Annotated in this window: 16 protein-coding genes; 7 read left to right on the top strand and 9 right to left on the bottom strand. The window is 60.1% G+C overall.

The window, feature by feature from the left end; all coding sequences use genetic code 11:
- The first annotated feature begins 144 nt into the window (after window positions 1-144).
- Window positions 145-1,857 (top strand): 2-isopropylmalate synthase, encoded by a 1,713-nt coding sequence (gene leuA, locus Q4481_RS09890; RefSeq protein WP_304376196.1) that lies wholly within the window; start codon window positions 145-147, stop codon window positions 1,855-1,857.
- Window positions 1,858-1,944: 87 nt separating this feature from the next.
- Here leuA and Q4481_RS09885 read toward each other — a convergent pair whose 3' ends face one another.
- From Q4481_RS09885 to Q4481_RS09865, 5 genes are all read right to left on the bottom strand, one after another.
- Window positions 1,945-2,856 carry a CHAD domain-containing protein gene (locus Q4481_RS09885; protein ID WP_304376195.1) on the bottom strand — a complete coding sequence of 304 codons (912 nt, stop codon included), beginning with the start codon at window positions 2,854-2,856 and terminating at the stop codon, window positions 1,945-1,947.
- Window positions 2,840-3,328, bottom strand: coding sequence for a CYTH domain-containing protein (locus Q4481_RS09880; RefSeq protein WP_304376194.1), 489 nt, complete (start codon window positions 3,326-3,328; stop codon window positions 2,840-2,842). Before Q4481_RS09880 ends, Q4481_RS09885 begins: the two co-directional genes overlap by 17 nt.
- A gap of 97 nt (window positions 3,329-3,425) precedes the next feature.
- Window positions 3,426-4,349, bottom strand: a complete 924-nt coding sequence (locus Q4481_RS09875; protein WP_304376193.1) for an anti-sigma factor family protein — start codon at window positions 4,347-4,349, stop codon at window positions 3,426-3,428.
- Between the two features lie 2 nt (window positions 4,350-4,351).
- Window positions 4,352-4,870, bottom strand: a complete 519-nt coding sequence (locus tag Q4481_RS09870; protein WP_304376192.1) for an RNA polymerase sigma factor — start codon at window positions 4,868-4,870, stop codon at window positions 4,352-4,354.
- Between the two features lie 218 nt (window positions 4,871-5,088).
- Entirely contained in the window at window positions 5,089-5,646 is a 558-nt protein-coding gene (locus tag Q4481_RS09865) for a hypothetical protein (protein WP_304376191.1), read from the bottom strand.
- Between the two features lie 170 nt (window positions 5,647-5,816).
- On the opposite strand from Q4481_RS09865, the gene Q4481_RS09860 reads away from it, so the two are divergent.
- The 4 genes from Q4481_RS09860 to Q4481_RS09845 are packed head-to-tail and all read left to right on the top strand — an operon-like array spanning window position 5,817 to window position 9,470.
- The gene (locus Q4481_RS09860) at window positions 5,817-6,470 is read left to right on the top strand and encodes a CerR family C-terminal domain-containing protein (protein WP_304376190.1); all 654 of its coding nucleotides are present in this window, start codon (window positions 5,817-5,819) and stop codon (window positions 6,468-6,470) included.
- On the top strand, window positions 6,470-7,423 hold the full coding sequence (locus tag Q4481_RS09855) for an HlyD family secretion protein (RefSeq protein WP_304376189.1): 954 nt from the start codon (window positions 6,470-6,472) through the stop codon (window positions 7,421-7,423). Before Q4481_RS09860 ends, Q4481_RS09855 begins: the two co-directional genes overlap by 1 nt.
- On the top strand, window positions 7,420-8,337 hold the full coding sequence (locus Q4481_RS09850; RefSeq protein WP_304376188.1) for an ABC transporter ATP-binding protein: 918 nt from the start codon (window positions 7,420-7,422) through the stop codon (window positions 8,335-8,337). The genes Q4481_RS09855 and Q4481_RS09850 overlap by 4 nt, the downstream gene beginning before the upstream one ends.
- A complete protein-coding gene (locus tag Q4481_RS09845; RefSeq protein WP_304376187.1) occupies window positions 8,334-9,470 on the top strand; it encodes an ABC transporter permease in 1,137 nt (378 codons plus the stop codon). The genes Q4481_RS09850 and Q4481_RS09845 overlap by 4 nt, the downstream gene beginning before the upstream one ends.
- Here Q4481_RS09845 and Q4481_RS09840 read toward each other — a convergent pair.
- A complete protein-coding gene (locus tag Q4481_RS09840; RefSeq protein WP_304376186.1) occupies window positions 9,451-10,371 on the bottom strand; it encodes a metallophosphoesterase family protein in 921 nt (306 codons plus the stop codon). The genes Q4481_RS09845 and Q4481_RS09840 overlap by 20 nt on opposite strands.
- Before the next feature lie 39 nt (window positions 10,372-10,410).
- Here Q4481_RS09840 and Q4481_RS09835 point away from each other — a divergent pair, with 39 nt between their 5' ends.
- Window positions 10,411-10,899 (top strand): NUDIX domain-containing protein, encoded by a 489-nt coding sequence (locus Q4481_RS09835; RefSeq protein WP_304376185.1) that lies wholly within the window; start codon window positions 10,411-10,413, stop codon window positions 10,897-10,899.
- 5 nt (window positions 10,900-10,904) lie between these two features.
- On the opposite strand, the gene Q4481_RS09830 is transcribed toward Q4481_RS09835, so the two are convergent.
- Window positions 10,905-11,822 (bottom strand): homocysteine S-methyltransferase family protein, encoded by a 918-nt coding sequence (locus Q4481_RS09830; RefSeq protein ID WP_377353962.1) that lies wholly within the window; start codon window positions 11,820-11,822, stop codon window positions 10,905-10,907.
- 63 nt (window positions 11,823-11,885) lie between these two features.
- Entirely contained in the window at window positions 11,886-12,839 is a 954-nt protein-coding gene (locus tag Q4481_RS09825) for a glutathione S-transferase family protein (RefSeq protein WP_304376184.1), read from the bottom strand.
- Between the two features lie 254 nt (window positions 12,840-13,093).
- Between Q4481_RS09825 and Q4481_RS09820 the strand changes: the two genes are divergently transcribed.
- Complete coding sequence (locus Q4481_RS09820) at window positions 13,094-13,603, top strand: GNAT family N-acetyltransferase (RefSeq protein ID WP_304376183.1); 510 nt, start codon at window positions 13,094-13,096, stop codon at window positions 13,601-13,603.
- On the opposite strand, the gene Q4481_RS09815 is transcribed toward Q4481_RS09820, so the two are convergent.
- On the bottom strand, window positions 13,600-15,669 hold the full coding sequence (locus Q4481_RS09815; protein ID WP_304376182.1) for a hypothetical protein: 2,070 nt from the start codon (window positions 15,667-15,669) through the stop codon (window positions 13,600-13,602). The genes Q4481_RS09820 and Q4481_RS09815 overlap by 4 nt on opposite strands.

Here is a 15,669-nt window from a genome sequence, read left to right as displayed (position 1 = left end):
CGCCCGGCGGCCGGGTAAGCCGTCAGGGCCAATCGCTCCTCGCGACATCCGAAATTTCCATTTCTGCTGATCGTCTTCATTTTCCTGTCGTCAGAGACGACGAAAGGCGTTATCAGCGAGGCCAATTGCCGAGGTTAAAGCGACATGATCATCAAGACCCATCCCATCCAGAACGGCATGCCTGACGCGGCCATCAAGTACCAGCCCTATCCGCAGATTGCCCTGCCGGACCGGACCTGGCCGTCGAAGACCATCACCACGCCGCCGATCTGGTGCTCCGTCGACCTGCGCGACGGCAACCAGGCGCTCGTCGATCCGATGGGCCATGACCGCAAGGCGCGCATGTTCCAGCTGTTGCTCGACATGGGTTTCAAGGAAATCGAAATCGGTTTCCCCTCCGCCTCCCAGACCGATTTCGATTTTGCCCGCTGGTGCGTCGAGGAAGGCAATGTGCCCGACGACGTATCGCTGCAGGTGCTGGTGCAGTGCCGCCCCGAGCTGATCACGCGCACTTTCGAAGCCTTGCAGGGTGCCAAGCGTCCGATCGTGCATTTCTACAATTCGACATCGGAACTGCAGCGCCGCGTTGTGTTTGCCAAGGATGTTCCGGGCATCAAGCAGATTGCCGTCGATGCCGCCAAGATGATCACCGACATGGCCGAAAAGGCCGGTGGCGGGTTCCGATTCGAATATTCGCCGGAGAGCTTCACCGGTACGGAGCTCGACGTTGCGCTGGAAATCTGCAACGCCGTTATCGCTGAAGTGAAGCCGACGCCGGACAACAAGCTGATCATCAACCTGCCGTCGACGGTCGAGATGGCGACGCCGAACATCTATGCCGACCAGATCGAATGGATGTGCCGCAACCTCGACAATCGCGAGAACCTGATCATCTCGCTGCATCCGCACAATGACCGCGGCACCGCGATCGCTGCCACCGAACTGGGTCTGATGGCCGGTGCCGACCGTGTCGAAGGCACGCTGTTCGGCAATGGCGAGCGCACCGGCAATGTCGATATCGTGACGCTGGCGCTCAACATGTACACGCAGGGTGTCGATCCGCATCTCGATTGCACCAACATCGAGCGCATGAAGGATGTCTACGAATATTCGAACCAGATGAAGATCGGCGAGCGGCACCCTTACGTCGGCGAACTGGTCTATACCGCCTTCTCCGGTTCGCATCAGGATGCGATCAACAAGGGCATGAAGGCCCTGAAGAAGGCTAACAAGCCGCTGTGGGAAGTGCCCTATCTGCCGATCGACCCGCAGGATGTCGGCCGCACTTACGAGGCGATCATCCGCATCAACTCGCAGTCGGGCAAAGGCGGCATTGCCTACATCATGCAGGAAGATTACGGCATCAACCTGCCGCGCAACCTGCAGGTCGAGTTCCGCGACGATATCCAGCGCATCACCGACGAACAGGGCAAGGAACTGCCGTCCAAGGCCATCCATGCCCGTTTCATCGAGCGTTATGTCGATCAACCGGGTGCGCGCTTCAAGTTCGTCGACCACCATACCTATCCGGATCCGGAACAGAAGGGCCGTCGCATTCTCGCTGCCGAGATCACCGATGGTGGCGTGCTCAAGCGCATCGAAGGCCACGGTACCGGCCCGATCGACGGCTTCGTCAATGCGATGTCGATCTATCTCGGTCAGGACATTTCGGTGAACGATTATTCGGAACATTCGCTCCAGCATGGTTCGAATGCTGCCGCCATCGCCTATGTTGAAATGAACACGCCGGTCGGCAAGCTCTTCGGCGCCGGCATCAATACCAACATCGTCGCCGCCTCGCTCGAGGCGATCGTCTCGGCGGTCAACCGCATGCTCGAAGAACAGAAGGCGAAGTAAGCCCTGTTATAGGCATCTTGCGATATCCCGGCTCCGGCCGGGATATTTTTTTGCCGATCCGGGACAGGAAAATCGCAGGCCTGATACTCACCTGTCCATTCTTCCCAGGATGAGCATGGCGATGGTCTGACGCTCCCGGTTCGTGGGGGTAATAAAAAGTTCGTGCGCCTTAACCACGGCCTGCCGGTTCAGGTCGGATTGAAGCCTGTTGATCAACGGCGCGATCAGCGTCTCTTCGTCGTGGGTGATGTCGAGCTGCGGTTCATCGCGGATTGCGTCATGGAGAAGCCCCAGGTCCCTGGAAAGGCCGATGAGGTCGATCAGTTCCTTGGATTGATGGGCGAGCGCAGTAAAACCTGCCGGCCAGGCAGATCTGAGCAGAAGGGCCTGCATCCAGCGATCCTGGCACCGTTTGCGCAAGTCATGCAGGGCTGCCGGATTGTTACCCTCTTTGGAAATCGTCATCAATCCGAGCGCGGTACGGGTTGTCTTTTCCCAGCGGCTGGCGAGCTGGATCGCGAAACCATGCCGGTCCTTGTCGATCTCGAGACTTGCCAGAGCCTGCCGCGATTTTTCCAGCGCACGAATTGTCTCCGGTATTGTAGCGGCCAGCGCTGTCTCTTTGGATGTCAGCCGGTCCCGGCGTTCAACGAGAGACGCTTCGACCTTGCCGATTGCCTCGCGTTCCTCCGGAGTGATGGTGTGGTTCTTGAGGGCGGCGACCGTTTCCACCAGGGCCGCCGCATCGCGCGCATGGGCCAGCCCATGCTGAATGGTGCGAAGGCGATGGTTTTCGCTGCGTTGAAACGATCGATCCGTGTGGGCGGCGAAACGATAAAGTGCGCGAAGCCGCTTGATGCGCTTGCGGGCCGCGTGAACGGCAAGGTGCGGCCCATCGGGCTGTTCGGCGAGCAGAAGGATGGCCCTGGCGATTTCAGCTTCGGCAATCCGCCGGATGTCCTTTCGTGGACTGACATCGAAATCAAACCGATAGGACATCGCGCCAGTTTTCTCCAAGGCTACCTTCGGCAAGGGCCTGGTTGGTGAAGCGGGGATCGTCGGTCACCTCGCGTCCGAGCCAGTCAGGCAGATCGGGCGAAAGATCCTCTTCTTCCATCTCGACTTCGGCGATCACCAGCCCCTCGAGCGCGCCTTCGAAACAATCAATCTCCCAGACATGGCGGCCATGGTGGATTTCGTAGCGGGTCTTGGCAATCTCGGAACCCAGCGCCATGGAGAGCATTTCGGCGGCATCCTCGGGTGGTATATCATATTCGAATTCATGCCGCCGCAGCGCGTCGATGCCGACCTTGACGGTCAATCTGGCGCGACCGTCACCATAGAGCCGCACCCGCATCATATGGCGATCCTGCGTCAGGATGACAGCCTGCCGCATCCGAATACCCGAGCCGGCTTCAAACCGCCAGGCATCCGACGTGATGAGAAATTTGCGTTCGATCTCTTTTGCCATTGGGTCCCTGCAGATTGCCTTCGTGACGGCATTAACTGTAAGGGACCGCAAAATCTCAGCAATTGCAACCGGGCATTCAGTCGCCCGGTCAACGGGATCAGAGCGCGCCGATGGTCTTTTCGGCGATCGGGGTCAGTTCTGCCAGAGGCTTCGGCGAGACCACGAACCACGCCGTATTGTTCTTGGTTCCGGCGAGAATGCCTTCCTTGCCGGCGACGCGGCTGACATTGTCGACCGATCCCTTGACGAAATAGATCGCCGTAACTGCGCCGTCCTGTGACTTGTAGAACAATCCACCGGTCGGCTTGCCTTCGAGCGAAATCAGACGGGCCCCCTGGAATACGAGTCCTTCGGCCGTCAGATCCGGGACAACGAATTCCACATTGGTGGCGCGGCGCAACCAGTTGGTCAGCGCCTTTTCGTCACCGGCCTTGAATTCGACAAGACGATCTTTCTGGCGTGCGAAGATCTCGTGCGTCGCAATGACCTTGTCGGCAAGGTCGCTTGCGGATTGAGCCGGTTCGGGAGCCACTGGCGCGGCATCGAAGGTGAAGCCCCTTGTCTTGGTTTCGCCTTCCGGGGCCTCGGCGACGATGCCTGTCGTTTCCGAGATCACCGATGGCTGTTCCCCGGCATTCTTGCCGACGAAGTAACCCGAATAACCGCCAGCGAGCAGAAGCACCGCCGAGGCGGCGATGGCCTGCGGAATGTAACGGAAGAAGGAGACCACGTTGGTATCCTTGGCCGGGCTTTCGATGCCCGAAGCGCTCGGATGGGTGGGGGCGGCGGCTTTCGGCTCCTTGATGGCCCGAACGAGGCTCAGGGGTACCGGATTGCGCAGCATTTCCTCGAAAGCATTGTTGCCGAATTCGGAACCGGCTTTCAGCGTTTCCAGAAGCTGGCGTGCCGCCTCATCCGACGCAAGCAGCGCCTCAAGAACCTCGCGTTGATGCGGCTCGACCTGCCCATCGAGATAGGCAGACAGGCGCACTTCCAGCGGCAGTGATTCAAATTCATCCATCGTCATGCCCTCGCTTCACCGGTGCCGTTGATCATGGCAGCCAGTCTCAACCTTGCAGTCGAGAGCCTGCTCATGACCGTGCCGATCGGGATGCCGAGAATTTCAGCCGCTTCCTTGTAGGAATGGCCTTCGACATTGACGAGTAGGAAGACGGAAGAGAGTCCTTCCGGCATCGATAGAATCATGGCGTGGATCTGATTGGCATAGATCGCCTTCTCAGCGCTTGCCTCGACGATCAGTTCGTCCTGCTCGCCTGCGTCGACCGTGCCGCCGCCTGTACGAACCTTCCGCTTTCTGATCTCATCGACCCAAAGATTTCTCGTCATTGCGTAAATCCAGCTTTCCAACCGGCCCTCTCCATTCCAGAGATGGCTTCTTGTAATTGCCCGTTCACACACTTCCTGCACCAGATCATCTGCATCCGATGCGTTCCGTGTCAGGGTCATGGCAAATCGTCTCAGCTTCGGCAGCAGAGTCACCAATTCGCGACTGAGATTGTCTGCCTTCGCCTGATTACTCATGACCCTCACGCATTATGACGTCGCTTGTCGCCGGATTATTCATTGCAAAATTAAAATATGTCATCCCGGCCCCGGTTCTGGCCATGTCGACGGGAATTGGTATGGAGCATTTTGCGCGTCGTTCGCAAGTCCCTTAAGGAAATTGGGCGCAATTGCTTGCGCCCAAGGCAACTATGTCGTTATTTTCCCACAGCGTTGTTGTGGGTTGTGGCTTTCGCTCAATAGGTCATTTTTCTTTTGAGTGCCTGATAAAGCGACGAATAGGCATAGGTATCCTCGCCGCCGCGATCGCGAATCTCGACCAGTTGCATGCGGGCGCCTTCAATGTCGCCATCCAGAATCAGGGCCTGGCCCATGTAGGACCGCGCCAGGAGATAGTTTCCGTCGCGGGCAATCGCCTTGCGGTAATAGGTCATGGCGAGATCGACCCGACCCGCCTTGCGGTTGGCAAAGCCAAGATAGTTGAGAATGCGGGGATCATCCTGATTGCGGGCAAGTTTCAGGATCTTGATGGCATTCTCATATTGGCCGGCATAAGCGAGTTCGCGTGCAGCCTTGTAGAGATCGGTATCGTTGAATCCGCTCTTCTGCGGATCGACGCATTCCTTCTTCTTTTCGTCCCAGACCTTGCCATCCTTGCATTCGGTGGTGGTCTTGGTGGGCTCGGGCGGCGTTCCTGAATCGGATCCTGCAGCCTGGGCCCAGAGCGGGGCAGACAGGAACAGAACAGCAATTGCTGCCGTCAGGGTTCCCTTTGAAAGAGCGGATTGCAGCATTTCAGTTCTCCTCTTCCTCACGAATTCGGTTTGTGCCGGTTGCCGGCGACCACAGGCGTAAGCCTCCTTCCGAATTTGCTAAATCGCAAGTGATTTCTTCGTGATTGGGGTCTTCCGAATTGGGGGAAAATGATTTAATCAATCATTCGATTAAAAACTGGAGATGGATGATGGATCGACCGATCTCAGGCGCGGAAGTCACGCGCAATACACTCGTGGAATCAGCGATCCGGCTTTTCGGCGACAAGGGCTATGATGCCGTTTCCACCCGCGAGATTGCCGATCTTGCAGCGGCCAATATCGGATCGATCGCTTATCATTTCGGTGGCAAGCCGGGTTTGCGGGTCGCTTGTGCTGAACATGTGATCACGATGATCCGCGGCATTGTCGGCCCGTCCTTTTCGCGCCCACTCCCCCGGCTTGGCCAGAACGAGGCGCTTTCGACGATGGAAGAGATGTTGCGGGTCTTCTGCAATTTCTGGCTCTGCAATCCTGACAGCCGTATCTATGTCAACTTCGTCCTGCGCGAACTCCTGGAAGTGAACAATGTCACCGAGGTCTTCTATGATGGCTGGATGAAGCCGATGCATATCCGCTTCTGCGAATTGTTCGGAATGGCAACCGGGCTCGATCCCAATTCGGACGAAGTCAAGATTGCCGTCTTCTCCTTTGTCGGGCAGGTCTTCCATTTCCGCGTCGGGCGGCCGCTGATCATGCGCCGTCTTGGGTGGACAGAGATCGGTGACCCGGAGGTGAAATCGATCATCGATGGCCTGATCCGCAATACGCGGGCAATCGTGCTGGCCTACCGGGGGCAATCCTGATGGATTTCTTATGCAGCATTCCCCTTTTCGTTTCCCTGATCGGTGGCTGCCCGGCGCCGCAACCGGTCGCCACCGGCTATGTCGAAGGGGAATATGTGCTGCTGGCTCCCGTTGAGACAGGTCGGATCGAGACGATCCTCGCCAAGCGGGGCGATCGCCTCAAACGTGATCAAACCATCGTTTCAATGGAAGCGCAGGACGCGGAGATCGCCGTCGACGAGGCGGCTGCCGCCATCGACCAGGCCCGCGCCCAGCTGGCGAACCTCAAGGAGGGACGGCGTCCGGAGGAAATCGCGGTCATCACAGCCGCGCTCAATTCCGCCCAGGCGCAGGCCGATGAGGCGCGGCGGGTCTATGAGCGCCAGAAAGACCTTCTGGCACGTGGCATCGCCCCGCAATCGGATTTCGATGGTGCCAAGACCCGTTACGATCAGGCAAAGGCGCTCGTGGAGCAAAGTTCGGCCAATCTCGAGGTAGCCCGTCTGCCGGCGCGGCCGGAAGAGATCCGCTCTGCCGAAGCGCAGGTGCGGCAGGCCGAGGCGCGGCTGGCCAATGCGCGCTGGCGGTTCGACCATCGTCAATTGAAATCGCCGGCCGATGGGGTGGTGGACGACGTCATCCGACGGGTGGGGGAAGTTGCCGGTCCCTCGCAACCGGTCCTGTCGATCCTGCCCGATGGGGGTGTGAAGATCCGCCTTTATATACCCGAAGCCATGCTGTCGCAGCTCGCGCCCGGCCGCAAGCTCGCCGTACGGTGTGATGGCTGCGCGGATAGCCTGACCGCGACGATTTTCTACATCGCCGATGGTCCAGAATTCACGCCGCCGGTGATCTACTCGCTCGAGAACCGCCAGAAGCTCGTCTATTTGATCGAGGCGCGGCCCGATGATCCGCATTCCGCCCTGAAGCCGGGGCAGATTGTCGATGCGGTACTGGCGGACAAGCCGCAATGAACGCGATCGAGGTCAGGGGTCTGGTCAAGCGTTTTGGCGACCGGGTTGTCGTGGACAATGTGTCGATGAATGTCGAGGTCGGCGAGATCGTCGGATTTCTCGGGCCTAACGGATCGGGCAAAACCACGACCATCCGCATCATGTGCGGTCTTCTGAAGGCCGATGCCGGCAGCGGCAGCGTGCTGGGCTTCGATCTCTCCAGCGAGGCGCTCAAGATCAAGCGCGAAGTTGGCTATATGACGCAGAAATTCTCCTTCTACGAGGATCTGTCGATCGAGGAGAACCTGCTCTTCGTCGCTCGCCTATATGATCTGAAGCCGGCGCGGAAATATGTCGACGACACTTTGGCGGATCTCGGCCTTACCAGCCGGCGCAAGCAGCTTGCCGGCAAGCTTTCGGGCGGCTGGAAACAACGGCTGGCGCTGGCGGCCTGCATCATGCACAAGCCGAAGCTTCTGCTGCTGGACGAGCCGACAGCAGGCGTCGACCCCAAGGCGCGGCGGGAGTTCTGGGACGAGATCCACCGGCTGGCGGCACGCGGGCTCACCGTGCTCGTCTCGACCCATTACATGGATGAGGCGGAGCGCTGTCACCGCATCCATTATATCTCCTACGGCAAGCTGCTTGCCAGCGGCACGGTGGAAGAGGTGGTCGCCAATGCGGGTCTGATTACCTTCGTTGTCGAAGGCGAAAATGTCTCCGCGATTGCGGATGACCTGAGACAACAGACGGGTGTCGATCAGGTCGCCCCCTTCGGCAAGGCGCTGCATGTGGTCGGGCGCGAGCGGGTGACACTCGAACAGGCGCTCGCGCCCTATCGGAACCGGACGGATCTGAAAGTGGCGGAGGGTCGCACCAGCCTCGAGGATGTCTTCATCCAGTTCATGGCAACGTCACGGGACAATATGGAATGAGCGCGATGTTCTCCATCTCCCGCCTGATGGCGATGCTCTACAAGGAGTTCATCCAGATGCGGCGCGACCGGCTGACATTTGCGATGATGCTCGGTGTGCCGCTTCTGCAGCTGGTTCTGTTCGGCTATGCCATCAACAGCGATCCGAAAGGATTGCCGGCGGCGATCGTCACCTCTTCGTCGGATCGCTATGTCCGTGCCATGGTCTCGGCGCTCGAACTGACCGGGTACTACCGTTTCGTCAAACCCAGCGTCAGCGCTGCCGAAGCCGAGGCTCTGCTTGCCAGTGGCGAGGTTTCCTTTGTTGTCACCATCCCATCGGATTTCGCTCGTCGGGTGGAGCGCGGCGATCATCCGCAGATCCTGATCGAAGCGGATGCGACCGATCCATCGGTGGCATCGGGCGCCATTTCCACGCTTTCGACCGTCACGAGCCAGGCCCTGTTGCGCGAGCAGGGTCTTGAGCGACAGGCCGCCGAAAGCAGTGCCAATGCGCTCGAGGTCGTCGTCCATCGCCGCTACAATCCCGAAGGCATCACCCAGTATAACATCGTGCCGGGCCTGCTCGGCGTCATCCTGCAGATGACGATGGTGATGATGACCTCCATGGCGCTGACGCGGGAAACCGAGCGTGGCACGATGGAAAATCTGCTGGCGATGCCGGCAAGCCCGCTGGAAATCATGCTCGGAAAGATCCTGCCCTATCTTGCCGTCGGGGCAGTGCAGGTTTCGGTGGTCCTCATTGCGGCGAAGATGCTCTTTCATGTGCCGTTCGTCGGCGACATGGTGCTGCTGCTCTCCTCGATCCTCGTTTTTGTTCTGGCGCTGGTGCTGCTGGGCTATACGATCTCGACGGTGGCCCGCACGCAGATGCAGGCGATGCAGCTGACGTTCTTCTTCTTTCTGCCGTCGATATTGCTGTCGGGTTTCATGTTTCCCTATCGCGGCATGCCGGATTGGGCGCAGCTGTTCGGCGAGATCTTTCCGCTCACCCACTTCCTGCGCATCATCCGGGCGGTGATGCTGAAGGGCGCCGATTGGGCCGGCATTGCCCATGAAGTCAGCGTTCTCTGGCTGTTCGTCTTCGCCTATGCCGGGCTGGCACTCCTGCGCTTCAGGCGGACCCTGGATTGATCAGCGCATCCTGATGGGCGAGCGCGATCGTCTTGCCATCATCGCCGAGGCTGTAGCGTTTGCGATTGAGCGACCAGGCGCCCGGCTCGCCGTCGATCTCGAGAAGATTGTATGCGGCATTCGGGCGGTTGCCGCCCGGTCCCTGGCTGGCAGACGAAATGCCGACCACGGGCACGCGGCGTTGCTTGCCATTGAGCCAGTAAAGCGTGTTGAGATGGGTGTGTCCGTGCAGCACGAGTTCGGCGCCTGCCATATGAAGGACGGCGGCGAAGCGTCTTATGCCGATCATGCGCTTGTAGCTGGCGATAGCGCCGCGGATCGGCGGGTGATGGATCATCACCACCCTGAAGAAACCGCGCGCATCGAGGTCTTTCAGGTGATTGGCGAGTTCGCGGGCCTGCCGGTCACTGAAAAAGCCCGAAGCCATGAAAGGCGGCGTTGCCGTAGCAGTCGAAACGCCGATGAGGGCCACCCGATCGCGGATCCGCACATAGGGAAAGGTCTGGCTCGGGGTCAGGGTCGCGCTTTCGAACCCGTCGCCCCGCATCCAGGGCGCCCATTTGCCGCAGGTCTTTTCGATCGCACCCGGCACATAGGCGTCATGATTTCCCGGTACGACGGAGACGGTGGCCGGGTCCGGCAGGGTCGAGAGCCAGCGCGAGGCTGCTTCGATCTCGATATCGGTCGCCAGATTGACGAGGTCACCGGTAATCGCCAGATGGTCGGGCTCATGGGTTGCGATGTCATCGATGAGCAATTCCAGCGTATCGCCGAAAAGGTGCTTGCGCCGATTGCGGTGCCAGTTCACATATCCGGTAATGCGCTTCGACATCAGTTGGCGCAGCGTCAGGTCCGGCAAGGGGCCGAGATGCACATCGGAGATATGGGCGAGCTTGAACATGCCCTTCCATAAAGGCAGGTATCAGCAGGAGCAAGAGCCATGGACGATGTAACGCCACCGGAGATGAGCGCGATCCGTTACCGGATCCTGACGAAGATCGCGCATACGGTCTATTTCTTCATCAAGGGCATGACGGTGGGGGTGCGGGCTGCCTGTTTCGATGAACAGGGGCGCATCTTTCTCGTCCGCCATTCCTACATTCCCGGCTGGCACATGCCTGGGGGCGGGGTCGAGCGTTACGAGACCGTGCGACAGGCAATCGCCAAGGAGATCCGCGAAGAGGGCAATCTCGAACTTCTGGCGCCGCCCGAGCTCCTGCATGTCTATTACAATCGTCGCACATCCAAGCGCGACCATGTCGTTTTCTTCCGCTGCCTCGTCCGGCAAACGCATCCGCGGCTGGCCGATCGCGAGATTGTCGAGAGCGGCTTTTTTGCGCTCGATGCGCTTCCGGAGGCAACGACATCAGCCACCCGCCGCCGATTGGCCGAGATCAGCGGCGAGAAGGATTATGACGAGCTCTGGTGAGGCGGTCAGGCCTGTGCTCGCGCACCGTCATTGAGATGCTGCGACAGTTCCGTGATATGTTCGGGCGAGATGCCGCAGCAACCGCCCACCATCGTTGCGCCGGCATCGACCCAGCTCCTGGCCCAGCGCAGATAGCCGGGCGGGGTCAGGTCGGCACGAATGCCGTGCAGCGTTTCGTTCGCCGCCGCATCGTCTGCTTCGCTGGTGAAGGCGTTGGCATAAACGCCGATTTCCATCGGGATTGGTCCCAGTGCTTCGCGCGCGGCCCTGACGGCTGCTTCCATCACTTCCGGCTGGCTGCAGTTGAAGAGAAGCGCGGAGGCGCCAAGTTCGGCGGCGAGACGCGCGGCATCGGCAACGCTTTCGCCGGAGCGCAGGCGCGGGGCGTCGCGGCCTTCAAGCACCGCTTTGGAGTCGTGATCGTCAAGGGTGAAGGAGAGCCAGAGCGGACGCGGATCATCTCCCAGAAGGTCGCGAACGAGGCGAACTTCTGCCAATGAACTTTGCGTTTCGGCCAGCCAGTGGTCCACGGAGGGCGAAAGACCATCGATCAGCACTTCCAGGATCGGACGCGCCTCCTCGACCGTAAACAGGTCCGGACGGTAGGAGCCGAGAACGGGCGGCAGTGAGCCGGCGACCTTGATGCCATGCCGGTCGGCGACAGAGCGGGCCAGTTCGCCGGCCAGACGCGCCAGCCTGAGACCATCGGTTCTGAAACGCTCCTCTCCGATATGGAAGGGAACGACCGCATAGGAATTGGTCGTGATCACACGGGCGCCGGCGGAGGCGAAAGCATCATGGGCGCGGGCCACATGCTCAGGCGATTCAATCAGCGCCAACGCAGACCATTCCGGCTGCTTGAAGGGGGCGCCGGAACGTTCGAGTTCACGGCCCATGCCGCCGTCCAGAATTGTCACCACCATGATCGAATGCTCCTCCGCTTTCCCGTTTGTGGGTTGAGCCTTTAGTAGCCGATCGTCTAGTGGTTAGGCAAGGTCGATCTCCGGGCCGACAGGGACAATTCCCGTCGGGTTGATCGTCTTGTGGCTCTGGTAATAATGCCGCTTGATGTGATCGAAATTGACGGTCTCGGCGACACCGGGATGATTGTAGAGATCCTTGAGATAGCGCGTCAGAGCGGGGTAATCTGCAATCCGCTTCAGATTGCACTTGAAGTGGCCGACATAGACGGGGTCGAAGCGAACAAGTGTCGTGAAGAAGCGCCAGTCGGCCTCGGTCAGGCGATCGCCGAACAGATAACGGTTGGCACTCAGCCGTTCTTCCATGGTATCGAGGGCTTCGAAGAGCTTGCCGAAATTCTCTTCATAGGCCTCCTGCGTGGTGGCAAAGCCGCATTTGTAGACGCCATTGTTGATGCTGTCGTAGATTTTGGCATTGAGCGCATCGATATCCGCGCTCAGATCCTCGGGATAGAAATCCAGCCGGTTGCCGGTGATGTCATCGAAGGCGCTGTTGAACATGCGGATGATTTCCGCACTTTCGTTGGACACGATCGTACCGGTCTTCTTGTCCCAGAGCACGGGCACGGTCACGCGGCCGGAATAGGTCGGATCGGCCTTGGTATAGACCTGCCAGAGGGCCGATGAACCGAACAGATGATCGGTTGTGGCCGCGCCCTCGTCACGGAATTCCCAGCCATTCTCCAGCATCAGGGGATGGACGACCGAAACATCGATATGGTCTTCCAAGCCCTTGAGCTTGCGGAAGATCAGCGTGCGATGCGCCCAGGGACAGGCCAGCGACACGTAAAGATGATAGCGACCGCTCTCGGCGGCAAAGCCACCTGTTCCCGTCGGGCCGGCGCTGCCATCGGCGGTCACAAAATTGCGGAACTGCGAAACCGATCGGACGAAGCGGCCGCCGCTCTTGGATGTGTCGTACCAGACATCGTGCCACTGGCCGTCTACGAGCATGCCCATGATGAATTCCTTTCCTTGCTTGCCGGCAATGTGGCGCGTCTTGAGGCTAAAATCGATAGCGGATCGTTGAACGCTGCGTTTTTGCCCTTGGCGAAGCAATTTTTTCCTGCTATCGGCGCCGTCACATTTTCTGAAAAGGTCAGATAACGCTTATGACATTCCTGCGACGACCACGATGACGATCTCTGGGTTCCAGCAAGTTCCTTGCCGGACCGTCCGTTATCCTGTCTGTTGCACTCCGGAATTGTCTCCTCATGAAAAAGCATGACCTTGTCTATCTGACCGAAGACGCGTCCCACGATCACGCCATCGAAATCATCAATGACGAAGCGTTCGGCCCCGGTCGTTTTGCCCGTGCCGCTGCGCGGATCCGGGAGCAGGGACCGCATGACCGGTCGCTCTCCTTCGTCTGCGCCGACCGTGGCGAAACCATTGCCTCGGTGCGGATGACGCCGGTCTCGGCCGGTTCGGTCAAGGGCCACCTGCTCGGACCGCTTGCAGTCCGGCCGTCGCACAAGAATATGGGGATCGGCCGCGAACTGGTGCGGATTGCCATCGAGGCGGCCAAGCGCAAGGGCTCGGAGGCGATCATTCTTGTCGGTGATCCGCCTTACTATATGCCGCTCGGTTTCGAGAAGGTCGCCTATGCGGCGCTCGAATTTCCCGGACCTGTCGATCCCGCCCGCGTGCTGGTGGTGCCGGTCGGCGAGGAGATCCATTCGAGGCTGAAGGGCAAGATCGGCTGGCGGCCGGAAGCGGCCTAACGGCCCTCGCGCCACCAGGTGGCACCGAAGCCGAGAAGCAGCAGGCCCAATCCGAGCAGGCCGCCGAAGAGCGGCAGGGACGTGATGCCCTTCAACACCGTCTCGTCGGTCATGCGGATGACCATGCGGTTCGGATCGTCGATCCGCACCTGACCGCGCACGGTGAGGATCTGCGGCAGACTGATCGTTCCGCTGCCGTCATCCAGCCGATGCACGATGCCCTTGCTGGCTTCGGCCAGGGGCTTCAACTTGTCTTCGGTGGAAATCATCTCGCGGAATTCCGGCGCATCGACCGCCCCGACATGGACGAGGGTGGCGAACTTGTCATTGCGGACTTCAAAGAGACCGGTCGAGCGCGTCTTGAAGGTGCCGCGATAGAGGCCGGGCTCGGCTTGCTTCAGGGCGAGCGTCGTCTCCGTGCCATCGGGCGCCCGGATGATTGCCTCTTTCGGCGCTGGACCGAGCGTCTGGCGGGTGACCTCGATCTCGCGGCCACGGCCACGGGCCGTCAAGGCTTCCTCTTCGAGTGCGGGTTCCTTCATCAGCCAGTGGGCGATGCGTCGATAGAGATCGACATGCGGTCCGCCGCCTTCGAAGCTGCGGGCCCAGAGCCAGCCCTGATCGGAGAGCAACATGGCGATGCGCCCTTCGCCGACGCGCGAGAGAACAAGAAGCGGCGACTTGTCGGGGCCATCCATGATGACATTGCCATCCGGCGGGTTGACCGCAACCGAGCGGAACCAGCGGCCCCAATGCGGTGGTTCGCTTTCTGCGCCATGCAGCCCCCTTGTGACCGGATGCTTGGCTCCAAGTTCGGAAAGGCGCGGGAAGAACGGTTTCACGGTCATGTCGCCGGTCGGCATGGCGGGCAGCACGCTCGACAGCGGCGTATAGGCAATGGAATCACTGCCGGCATGTTCGGGACCGGAGACCAGAAGCAGCGCGCCGCCATCGCGCACATATTGGGCGATATTGTCGTAATAGAGGATCGGCAGCACGCCGCGATGCTGGTAGCGGTCGAAGATGATCAGGTCGAAATCCTTGATCTTCTCGACGAAGAGTTCGCGGGTCGGGAAGGCTATCAGCGACAGTTCGTTGATCGGCGTTCCATCCTGCTTTTCCGGCGGCCTGAGAATGGTGAAGTGGATGAGATCCACCGACGTGTCGGATTTCAAAAGGTTGCGCCAGGCGCGCTCGCCGGCATGCGGCTCGCCGGAAACCAGCAGCACTCGCAGATTTTCGCGGATACCATCGATCGACTGCACGACGCGATTGTTGATCGGGGTGATCTCGCCGGCAATCTCTTCCACCGAAACTTCGACGATGTTGGTCCCTGCGAGCGGCAGGGAGAAGCGGATACGGCGTTCCTGGCCGACCTGGGCATCGATCCGTCCGGTCAGTTCACCATTGATCTTGAGCAGGATCTCGACCGGTTCGCCGGCGGGACGACCATCGTCGATCACCCGCAGAACCATCTCCTGTTCCTGATTGACGATGCCGAAACGCGGCGCTTTGACGATTTCGATCCGCCGGTCATATTCGCCCTTCCGGCCGGTTATCAGACCATGCACCGGAGCATCGATGCCAGCCAGCCGGTTGTCGCGCGGCAGGTCGTGGATCTGGCCGTCGGTGACGGCAATGACGGCGCCGATGCGGGCGGGCGGCACGTCCTGAAGGACGCCGAGGACCGAGCTGATCAGCCGCGTCGAATGGGTGTCGCTTCCGTCATCGCGAGCGGCATCGATCACGCGCGGCTCGATGCCCGGGTAGCGGGAGAGTTCCGCCTTCAATTCAGCAATCGCCTTGTCGGTTTCGGCGGTGCGGCCCGCCACATCCTGGCTCTGGCTGCGGTCGGCGGCAATGGCCACGATGGTCGAAAGCGGTTCGCGTTCCTCGTTGAGGATCAGCGGATTGACGAGCGCGCCGAGCAGGAAGGCAAGTGCGAAGCTCCGGATCAGCACGCCGCGCTGGCGCCGGTAGAAGCCGAGCGCGACGAGCAGGGCGGCCAGCAGGGCGGCAAGGCCGATGAGCGGCAGCGGCAGGAAAGGATCGATCGTGAGCGTCAT

The sequence above is a fragment of the Fluviirhizobium alvei genome (assembly GCF_030551875.1).
Classification (GTDB): Bacteria; Pseudomonadota; Alphaproteobacteria; order Rhizobiales; family Rhizobiaceae; genus Rhizobium_E; species Rhizobium_E alvei.
Note: the sequence above shows the minus strand (reverse complement) of the source record. Positions and strands in the feature narration are given on the sequence as shown.

Excerpts from the sequence above, each read along its gene's own strand:
- Q4481_RS09850 (WP_304376188.1), top strand. The coding sequence starts at position 7,420 with ATGAACGCGATCGAGGTCAGGGGTCTGGTCAAGCGTTTTGGCGACCGG.
- Q4481_RS09815 (WP_304376182.1), bottom strand. The coding sequence starts at position 15,669 with ATGACGCTCACGATCGATCCTTTCCTGCCGCTGCCGCTCATCGGCCTT.
- Q4481_RS09825 (WP_304376184.1), bottom strand. The coding sequence starts at position 12,839 with ATGGGCATGCTCGTAGACGGCCAGTGGCACGATGTCTGGTACGACACA.
- Q4481_RS09855 (WP_304376189.1), top strand. The coding sequence starts at position 6,470 with ATGGATTTCTTATGCAGCATTCCCCTTTTCGTTTCCCTGATCGGTGGC.
- Q4481_RS09870 (WP_304376192.1), bottom strand. The coding sequence starts at position 4,870 with ATGAGTAATCAGGCGAAGGCAGACAATCTCAGTCGCGAATTGGTGACT.
- Q4481_RS09860 (WP_304376190.1), top strand. The coding sequence starts at position 5,817 with ATGGATCGACCGATCTCAGGCGCGGAAGTCACGCGCAATACACTCGTG.
- Q4481_RS09880 (WP_304376194.1), bottom strand. The coding sequence starts at position 3,328 with ATGGCAAAAGAGATCGAACGCAAATTTCTCATCACGTCGGATGCCTGG.
- Q4481_RS09875 (WP_304376193.1), bottom strand. The coding sequence starts at position 4,349 with ATGGATGAATTTGAATCACTGCCGCTGGAAGTGCGCCTGTCTGCCTAT.
- Q4481_RS09885 (WP_304376195.1), bottom strand. The coding sequence starts at position 2,856 with ATGTCCTATCGGTTTGATTTCGATGTCAGTCCACGAAAGGACATCCGG.
- Q4481_RS09840 (WP_304376186.1), bottom strand. The coding sequence starts at position 10,371 with ATGTTCAAGCTCGCCCATATCTCCGATGTGCATCTCGGCCCCTTGCCG.
- Q4481_RS09835 (WP_304376185.1), top strand. The coding sequence starts at position 10,411 with ATGGACGATGTAACGCCACCGGAGATGAGCGCGATCCGTTACCGGATC.
- Q4481_RS09845 (WP_304376187.1), top strand. The coding sequence starts at position 8,334 with ATGAGCGCGATGTTCTCCATCTCCCGCCTGATGGCGATGCTCTACAAG.
- Q4481_RS09820 (WP_304376183.1), top strand. The coding sequence starts at position 13,094 with ATGAAAAAGCATGACCTTGTCTATCTGACCGAAGACGCGTCCCACGAT.
- leuA (WP_304376196.1), top strand. The coding sequence starts at position 145 with ATGATCATCAAGACCCATCCCATCCAGAACGGCATGCCTGACGCGGCC.
- Q4481_RS09830 (WP_377353962.1), bottom strand. The coding sequence starts at position 11,822 with ATGGTGGTGACAATTCTGGACGGCGGCATGGGCCGTGAACTCGAACGT.
- Q4481_RS09865 (WP_304376191.1), bottom strand. The coding sequence starts at position 5,646 with ATGCTGCAATCCGCTCTTTCAAAGGGAACCCTGACGGCAGCAATTGCT.